This is a genomic window from Streptomyces sp. MB09-02B (assembly GCF_033794485.1).
GTDB lineage: Bacteria > Actinomycetota > Actinomycetes > Streptomycetales > Streptomycetaceae > Streptomyces.
Genome location: NZ_JARGEE010000416.1, coordinates 1 through 7,559, shown reverse-complemented (window position 1 = coordinate 7,559; position 7,559 = coordinate 1). Strand labels below are relative to the sequence as shown.

The window sequence follows — 7,559 nt, the reverse complement described above, 5'->3', positions numbered from 1 at the left end:
GGGCTGGGGAGGGGATGGCTCGGCGGGCAGGGAATGGGCGGCGAGGCGCTGCTCGAGGTGAGAGTTCGGATGGAATCGGGCCGCTGTCGCACGGGTGCGCGCCGCTCCGCCACCGCGTTGCTGTTTCTTGCACCTCGCAGGGCGGCGGTCGGGTGGGAGCCCGCTCCAGAGACGGCCTACCGCCGGTGCCCCGCCGCGTATCGCTGGGTGACCCGCGGTGCGCTGGGCGTCGCGTACTACGCCGCCGTCTTCTTCGCCGCTTGCAGGGCCGCGGCCACCTGTTCCGGGTTCCGGGTCGACAGGTAGACGTAGGGGGTCGGGTCCGTCGGGTCGGTGATCGGGATGCGGAGGGCCGTCGGGATGTAGGCGCGCAGGAGCATGAAGGCGTGCGGGTTGGCCTTGTGGGTGCGCCAGGCCTGGGCCTCCTCCCGGTCCAGGATCTCCGGTTCGCCGAGGGCGCTCACCGGGATCTTCGCCTCGCCCGCGATCAGGGAGTCGCCGACGACGCGGATCCTGATCGAACCGTAGGAACTGGTGACGACCGCCGCGACCGCGGTCCCGCCGACGAGGCCGCCCAGCAGGGGAAGCGTGCCGAACGGCAGCATGATGAGGGCCATCGAGACGCCGACCAGGACGCAGACGAGCCACCAGGTGCGGGGAGCCGTGAGCCGTTCTTCGTACGGCGAGGCGGAGAGCTGCATGGCGTCAAGCTTGGCACGCGGGCCCTCCCGCCCCGGAAGTAGGGGCGTCCGAGGGGAAACCCTGCCCGTAGGGGCGATGGCCGGACGCTGACGGACGGGTAAGGTCTGCGGCTGTGAGAGGTACATCCGCGGCCCTGCGGCCCCCGGCGGACGCCACGGCGCCCGTACGCCATCCCGAGGCACCCGCCCCCGGTGAGCCGCTCGGCGCGCACTACGGGCAGTGTTTCGGCTGTGGTGACGAGCAGCCCCACGGGCTGCACCTGGAGGCGAGGGCCGGCGAAGGCGTCACTCTCACCGCCGAGTTCACCGTACGGCCCGCACACCAGGGTGCCCCGGGGCTCGCCCACGGCGGGGTCCTGGCCAGCGCCCTGGACGAGACCCTCGGCTCCCTCACCTGGCTGCTGCGCACCATCGCGGTGACCGGACGGCTGGAGACCGACTTCCTGCAGCCCGTCCCCGTGGGTGCCGTGCTGCATCTGAGGGCCGAGGTCACGGCGGTGGCCGGACGGAAGATCTTCGCGCGGGCCGAGGGGCGCGTCGGCGGCCCCGAGGGACCGCTCGCCGTCCGCGCCGACGCGCTCTTCGTCGAGGTCAAGGTCGACCACTTCATCGACCACGGCCGCGAGGAGGAGATCCAGGCGGCCATGAACGACCCGGACCAGGTCCGCCGGGCCCGTGCCTTCGAGGTGAACCCGTGAGCGGCGGCCGTCCTCCTCTCGACGTCCTCATCCGGCGCGTCGACCCCGACGTGCCGCTGCCGGAGTACGCGCGGCCCGGCGACGCGGGCGCCGATCTGCGGACCACGGAGAGCCGGGAGTTGAAGCCCGGCGAACGGGCCGTGCTGCCCACGGGGGTGTCCATCGCGCTCCCCGAGGGGTACGCGGCCTTCGTGCACCCACGCTCCGGCCTCGCCGCCCGCTGCGGCGTCGCCCTGGTGAATGCCCCGGGGACGGTTGATGCCGGGTACCGTGGGGAGATCAAGGTGATCGTGGTGAATCTCGACCCGTATGAAGCCGTACGGTTCGAGCGCTTCGACCGGATTGCCCAACTGGTCGTCCAGCAGGTCGAGAAGGTGCGCTTCCAGGAGGTGGCGGAGCTTCCCGGCTCGGCGCGGGCCGAGGGGGGCTTCGGGTCCACCGGTGGTCATGCCGCCGTGGACGGTGCAAGCGACACAAGCAGCACAAACGGCACAAGCATCACAAGCGGCACAACGGGTGGGAATCGATACGCTTCGGTCGTATCCGACCGGGAAGGACAGTGACGTGTTCGGACGTCGCAAGAAGAAGGGTTCCGCTGAGGACGCGGCGGACGCGGCGAGCGAGGCCGAGCAGGTCGACGGCGTTGCCGGGGAAGCCGACGCTGAGGCGGACGTCGAGCGGGAGCGCGTGCGGCTCGAGCCCGAGCCCCGGCCGGACGGGCCGTGGGACAGCACCGAGGTGCGCGAGCCCGGCGAGGGCCGGGTCGACCTCGGTGGCATCTTCGTGCCCGGAGTCGACGGCATGGAGCTGCGGGTGGAGGTCGCCGGTGACGCGATCGTCGCGGCGACCGTCGTGCTGCGCGACAGCGCGGTCCAGCTGCAGGCCTTCGCCGCACCCAAGCGCGAGGGCATCTGGGGCGAGGTCCGCGAGGAGATCGCCTCCGGCATCACCCAGCAGGGCGGGGTCATCGACGAGGTCGAGGGCCCGCTGGGCTGGGAGCTGCGTGCGCAGGTGCCGGTGCAGCTGCCGGACGGTACGGGTGGCTTCCAGGTGGTCCGCTTCGTCGGTGTGGACGGGCCCCGCTGGTTCCTGCGCGGGGTGATCTCCGGGCGGGGCGCGGTGGAGCCGCAGACCGCCGGGCTGCTGGAGCAGATCTTCCGGGACACGGTCGTCGTCCGCGGTGAGGGCCCCATGGCTCCCCGCGACCCGATCGTCCTGAAGCTGCCGAACGACGCGCAGATGGTTCCCGAGGGAGTCCAGCAGGAGGAGCAGGCCGGTTCCCGCTTCTCGGGCGGCATGGGACAGCTGCAGCGCGGACCGGAGATCACCGAGGTCCGCTAGCCGTTCCGGCCGAGGCCGTACGGGAACTGCGCCGGTCCGCGTGGCCGGTCGCGCAGTTCCCCGTGGCCCCACGAGGGCTCGGCGTCAGGGTTGTGTCAAAGAGGCGGCCTCCGGTCGCCTCTGCCCGTTTTGCCGTGATTATTGGCCGTAAGGTCGACGCTGCGTGGGCAGTGGTCACGGGAAGACAATGGGGACATGGGACGCGGGAAGCTTCGGATCTACCTCGGTGCGGCACCAGGCGTCGGCAAGACGTACGCGATGCTGTCCGAAGCGCACCGCCGGATCGAACGCGGCACCGACTGCGTGGTGGCCGTGGTCGAGCACCACGGTCGGCCGCGCACCGAGGTGATGCTGCACGGGCTGGAGCAGATCCCGCGCCGGACGCTGGAGTACCGGGACACGGCCTTCACCGAGATGGACGTGGACGCCGTCCTCGCCCGGCGGCCCCGGGTGGCCCTCGTGGACGAGCTGGCCCACACCAACGTGCCCGGCTCCCGCCACGACAAGCGCTGGCAGGACGTCGAGGACCTGCTCGCCGCCGGCATCGACGTGGTCTCCACCGTCAACATCCAGCACCTGGAGTCGCTCGGCGACGTCGTCGAGTCGATAACCGGCGTACGGCAGCGCGAGACCGTCCCCGACGAGGTGGTGCGGCGGGCGGACCAGATCGAACTGGTCGACATGTCGCCACAGGCGCTGCGACGACGGATGGCGCACGGCAACGTCCACCAGCCGGACAAGGTCGACGCCGCGCTCTCGAACTACTTCCGCCCCGGGAACCTCACCGCCCTGCGGGAGCTGGCGCTGCTGTGGGTGGCGGACCGGGTCGACGAGTACCTCAACGCCTACCGCAGCGAGCACCAGGTGTCGCGGATCTGGGGCTCCCGCGAGCGGATCGTGGTCGGGCTGACCGGCGGCCCCGAGGGGCGGACCCTCCTCAGGAGAGCCGCCCGGCTCGCCGAGAAGGGCGCCGGCGGTGAGGTCATGGCCGTCTACATCGCCCGCAGCGACGGGCTGACCTCCGCCTCGCCCAAGGAACTCGCCGTCCAGCGCACCCTCGCCGAGGGCCTCGGCGGCACCTTCCACCACGTCGTCGGCGACGACGTCCCCGCCGCGCTGCTGGCCTTCGCGCGCGGGGTCAACGCCACCCAGATAGTGCTGGGCGTCTCGCGTCGCAAGAGCTGGCAGTACGTCTTCGGGCCGGGGGTCGGCGCCACCGTCGCCCGGGACTCCGGACCCGACCTGGACGTCCACCTGATCACGCACGACGAGGCGGGTAAGGGCCGCGGACTGCCCGTCGCCCGGGGCGCACGGCTCGGCCGGGTCCGGATGATCTGGGGCTGGCTGGTCGGGACGGCCGGGCCCGTGCTGCTCGCGCCGCTGCTGGCCGCCTTCGAGACCGACCTCGGCCTCGCCAACGACATGCTGCTCTTCCTGACGCTGACGGTGGCCGCGGCCCTGCTGGGCGGTCTGCTGCCCGCCCTGGCCGCGGCCGTGCTGGGCTCGCTGCTGCTCAACTGGTTCTTCGCCCCGCCGGTCCACACGCTGACGGTCGACGACCCGACGAACATCGTCGCCATCGTGGTCTTCATAGGGGTCGCGGTGGCGGTGGCCTCCGTGGTGGACCTCGCGGCCCGGCGCACGCAACAGGCGGCCCGGTTGCGCGCCGAGTCGGAGATCCTGTCCTTCCTCGCGGGCAGTGTGCTGCGCGGGGAGACCAGCCTGGAGGCACTCCTCGAACGGGTGCGCGAGACCTTCGGGATGGAGTCCGTGGCTCTGCTGGAGCGCGAGAGCGATGTCGACCCGTGGACCTGCGCGGGCAGCGTGGGGCCCCGGCAGATGGACCGGCCCGAGGCCGCGGACGTGGACATGCCGGTCGGAGACCACATGGCGCTCGCCCTCTCCGGACGCGTCCTGCCCGCCGAGGACCGTCGGGTGCTGGCCGCGTTCGCCGCCCAGGCCGCCGTCGTCCTGGACCGCCGGCGCCTCCAACAGGAGGCAGACCAGGCCAAGGCGCTGGCCGAGGGCAACCGCATCCGCACCGCGCTGCTCGCCGCCGTCAGCCACGACCTGCGCACCCCGCTGGCCGGTATCAAGGCCGCCGTGTCGTCCCTGCGCTCCGACGACGTGGCCTGGTCGGAGGAGGACGAGGCCGAACTGCTCGAAGGGATCGAGGACGGCGCTGACCGGCTCGACCACCTCGTGGGCAACCTCCTCGACATGTCCCGGCTGCAGACCGGCACGGTCACCACCCTGATCCGTGAGATCGACCTCGACGAGGTGGTGCCGATGGCGCTCGGCGGCGTCCCGGAGGACAGCGTCGGGCTGGAGATCCCCGAGAGCCTGCCCATGGTCGCCGTCGACCCAGGCCTGCTGGAGCGCTCGGTCGCCAACATCGTGGAGAACGCCGTCAAGTACAGCCCGCCCGGCACACCCGTCCAGGTCTCCGCGAGCGCCCTCGGCGGCCGCGTCGAGGTCCGGGTCACCGACCGCGGCCCCGGCGTCCCCGACGAGGCCAAGGACCGCATCTTCGCCCCCTTCCAGCGCCACGGCGACGCCCCGCGCGGGACCGGCGTCGGCCTGGGCCTCGCCGTCGCCCGGGGCTTCGCCGAGGCCATGGGCGGCACGCTGGACGCCGAGGACACCCCCGGCGGTGGACTCACCATGGTGCTCACCGTTCGGGCCGCACAGAACGGCTCCGGGCCCGTCACGGCCCCGTCGTCGGGCACCGACCCGGCCGCGGACACGTCTACGTCGGTGGACGCCGCACCGTCGGCGGACCCGGCCGCCGGCCCACCGGTCGTCACGGCCACATCGGCAGAGAGGCGAACCACATGAGGCGAACCACATGAGGCGGGCCGGATGACCAGAGTCCTCGTGGTCGACGACGAGCCGCAGATCGTGCGTGCGCTCGTGATCAACCTGAAGGCCCGCAAGTACGAGGCCGACGCCGCCCACGACGGGGCGACCGCGCTCGCGCTCGCCGCGGCCCGTCACCCCGATGTCGTCGTCCTCGACCTCGGACTGCCCGACATGGACGGCGTCGAGGTGATCAAGGGGCTGCGCGGCTGGACCCGGGTCCCGATCATCGTGCTCTCCGCCCGGCATTCCTCCGACGAGAAGGTCGAGGCCCTGGACGCGGGTGCCGACGACTACGTCACCAAGCCCTTCGGCATGGACGAACTGCTCGCCCGCCTGCGGGCCGCCGTCCGCCGCGCGGAACCCGTGGGCGGGGAGGACGGCGACGTGATCGTGGAGACGGACGACTTCACCGTCGACCTGGCCGCGAAGAAGGTCAACCGGGACGGCAGGGACGTCCGACTGACCCCCACCGAGTGGCACCTGCTGGAGGTGCTGGTCCGCAACACCGGGCGCCTGGTCGGCCAGAAGCAGCTGCTCCAGGAGGTGTGGGGGCCCTCGTACGGGACGGAGACCAACTACCTCCGGGTCTACATGGCCCAGCTGCGCCGCAAGCTGGAGGGCGACCCCTCGCAGCCCAGGCACTTCATCACCGAGGCGGGGATGGGGTACCGCTTCGAGAAGTGAGACGCCGAAGTGCGCACGGGCCCGCGTACGGGGGTGCTGGACTGTCGGCGGGCCCCGGTACGCTTTTTGTCATGAGTGCTGTTCCTCGTTCCGAGAAGCCGGCGGGCCGGTTCCGGCGCATGCTCGACCGGCTCTCCTCGTCCCAGACGGACCTGGAGTCGGAGGAGCTGCGCGAGGACGCGGACACCGCGGGCTGCACGCGTATATGTGACTGTCACGACCGACAGATAGTGACCGTTACTGGTACCTTGCGCACGGTCACGCTGCGCCCCCGGGCCGGTGTCCCAGCCCTGGAGGCCGAGCTGTTCGACGGTTCGGCCGCCCTGGACGTCGTGTGGCTGGGCAGACGCTCCATCGTCGGGATAGAGCCGGGGCGCAAGCTGATCGCCTCCGGCCGGATCTCGATGAGCCGGGGCCGTAGGGTGCTGTTCAATCCGAAGTACGAACTCAGACCGCTCGGACGGGAGTAGCCGGTGACGTCGCTCGACAAGCCGACGGAAGACGCCCAGCGCGGCGTCCAGGACGCCCAGGGCGGACAGGACGGCGCGCACGACTCCAAGGCGGTGACGGAGGCCGCGCTGTTCGAGGCGTTCGGTGGCGTGCGCGGCATGGTCGAGACCGTGCTCCCGGGCCTGCTCTTCGTCTCCATCTTCACGATCAACAAGGACCTCCACTCGGCGGCCCTCGCGGCCCTGGGCGTCTCCGTCCTGCTGGTCGTGGTGCGGCTGGTCATGAAGGACACCGTCAAGCACGCCTTCAGCGGTGTCTTCGGGGTCGCCTTCGGTGTCGTCTTCGCGATGATGACCGGCAACGCCAAGGACTTCTACCTGCCGGGCATGCTCTACACGCTCGGTCTCGGATGCGCGTACATCATCACGACGCTGGCCGGTGTGCCGCTGATCGGTCTGATGCTCGGCCCGGTCTTCAAGGAGAACCTGTCCTGGCGGACCCGGAACCCCGGCCGCAAGAAGGCGTACGCGAAGGCGAGTTACGCCTGGGGCGCGATCCTGCTCGGCAAGTGCGCGATCCTCTTCCCGCTGTACTGGTGGGCCGACACCACGCAGCTCGGCTGGGTCCTCATCGCCCTGAAGATCCCGCCGTTCCTGCTCGCGGTGTGGCTGACCTGGATCTTCCTGGCCAAGGCGCCTGCCCCGATCGACGTGTTCGCGGAGATGGAGGCGGAGGAGCGGGCGGAGGACCTGTGGGCGGGCATCCTCGGCTCGCTGCGGAGCAGTGCCCCGCGCGCGAAGCTGGTGCTCAACCACCTCAACCC

General features: G+C 71.5%; 8 protein-coding genes. 7 read left to right on the top strand and 1 reads right to left on the bottom strand.

What is annotated here, in order from left to right; genetic code table 11:
- Positions 1-236: 236 nt before the first annotated feature.
- The gene (locus P1P70_RS36480) at positions 237-701 is read right to left on the bottom strand and encodes a DUF3093 domain-containing protein (protein WP_319245431.1); all 465 of its coding nucleotides are present in this window, start codon (positions 699-701) and stop codon (positions 237-239) included.
- 113 nt (positions 702-814) lie between these two features.
- Here P1P70_RS36480 and P1P70_RS36475 point away from each other — a divergent pair, with 113 nt between their 5' ends.
- The 7 genes from P1P70_RS36475 to P1P70_RS36445 all read left to right on the top strand — a co-directional run.
- Complete coding sequence (locus tag P1P70_RS36475) at positions 815-1,399, top strand: PaaI family thioesterase (RefSeq protein ID WP_319245430.1); 585 nt, start codon at positions 815-817, stop codon at positions 1,397-1,399.
- On the top strand, positions 1,396-1,962 hold the full coding sequence (dut, locus tag P1P70_RS36470; protein WP_319245428.1) for a dUTP diphosphatase: 567 nt from the start codon (positions 1,396-1,398) through the stop codon (positions 1,960-1,962). Before P1P70_RS36475 ends, dut begins: the two co-directional genes overlap by 4 nt.
- A 1-nt stretch (position 1,963) precedes the next feature.
- A complete protein-coding gene (locus P1P70_RS36465; RefSeq protein WP_319245426.1) occupies positions 1,964-2,740 on the top strand; it encodes a DUF3710 domain-containing protein in 777 nt (258 codons plus the stop codon).
- Between the two features lie 195 nt (positions 2,741-2,935).
- The gene (locus P1P70_RS36460; RefSeq protein WP_319245425.1) at positions 2,936-5,578 is read left to right on the top strand and encodes a sensor histidine kinase KdpD; all 2,643 of its coding nucleotides are present in this window, start codon (positions 2,936-2,938) and stop codon (positions 5,576-5,578) included.
- Between the two features lie 24 nt (positions 5,579-5,602).
- Positions 5,603-6,286: a response regulator gene (locus P1P70_RS36455; protein ID WP_319245423.1), complete on the top strand. Its 684-nt coding sequence runs from the start codon at positions 5,603-5,605 to the stop codon at positions 6,284-6,286.
- Positions 6,287-6,357: 71 nt separating this feature from the next.
- Positions 6,358-6,756 carry an OB-fold nucleic acid binding domain-containing protein gene (locus tag P1P70_RS36450; RefSeq protein ID WP_149827837.1) on the top strand — a complete coding sequence of 133 codons (399 nt, stop codon included), beginning with the start codon at positions 6,358-6,360 and terminating at the stop codon, positions 6,754-6,756.
- A gap of 3 nt (positions 6,757-6,759) precedes the next feature.
- A partial coding sequence (locus P1P70_RS36445) for a DUF3159 domain-containing protein (protein WP_319245419.1) occupies positions 6,760-7,559 on the top strand: 800 nt, incomplete at its 3' end.

Bases quoted from the DNA above. Each gene is read 5' to 3' on its own strand.
- P1P70_RS36460 (WP_319245425.1), top strand. From the start codon at position 2,936: ATGGGACGCGGGAAGCTTCGGATCTACCTCGGTGCGGCACCAGGCGTC.
- P1P70_RS36480 (WP_319245431.1), bottom strand. From the start codon at position 701: ATGCAGCTCTCCGCCTCGCCGTACGAAGAACGGCTCACGGCTCCCCGC.
- P1P70_RS36455 (WP_319245423.1), top strand. From the start codon at position 5,603: ATGACCAGAGTCCTCGTGGTCGACGACGAGCCGCAGATCGTGCGTGCG.
- P1P70_RS36450 (WP_149827837.1), top strand. From the start codon at position 6,358: ATGAGTGCTGTTCCTCGTTCCGAGAAGCCGGCGGGCCGGTTCCGGCGC.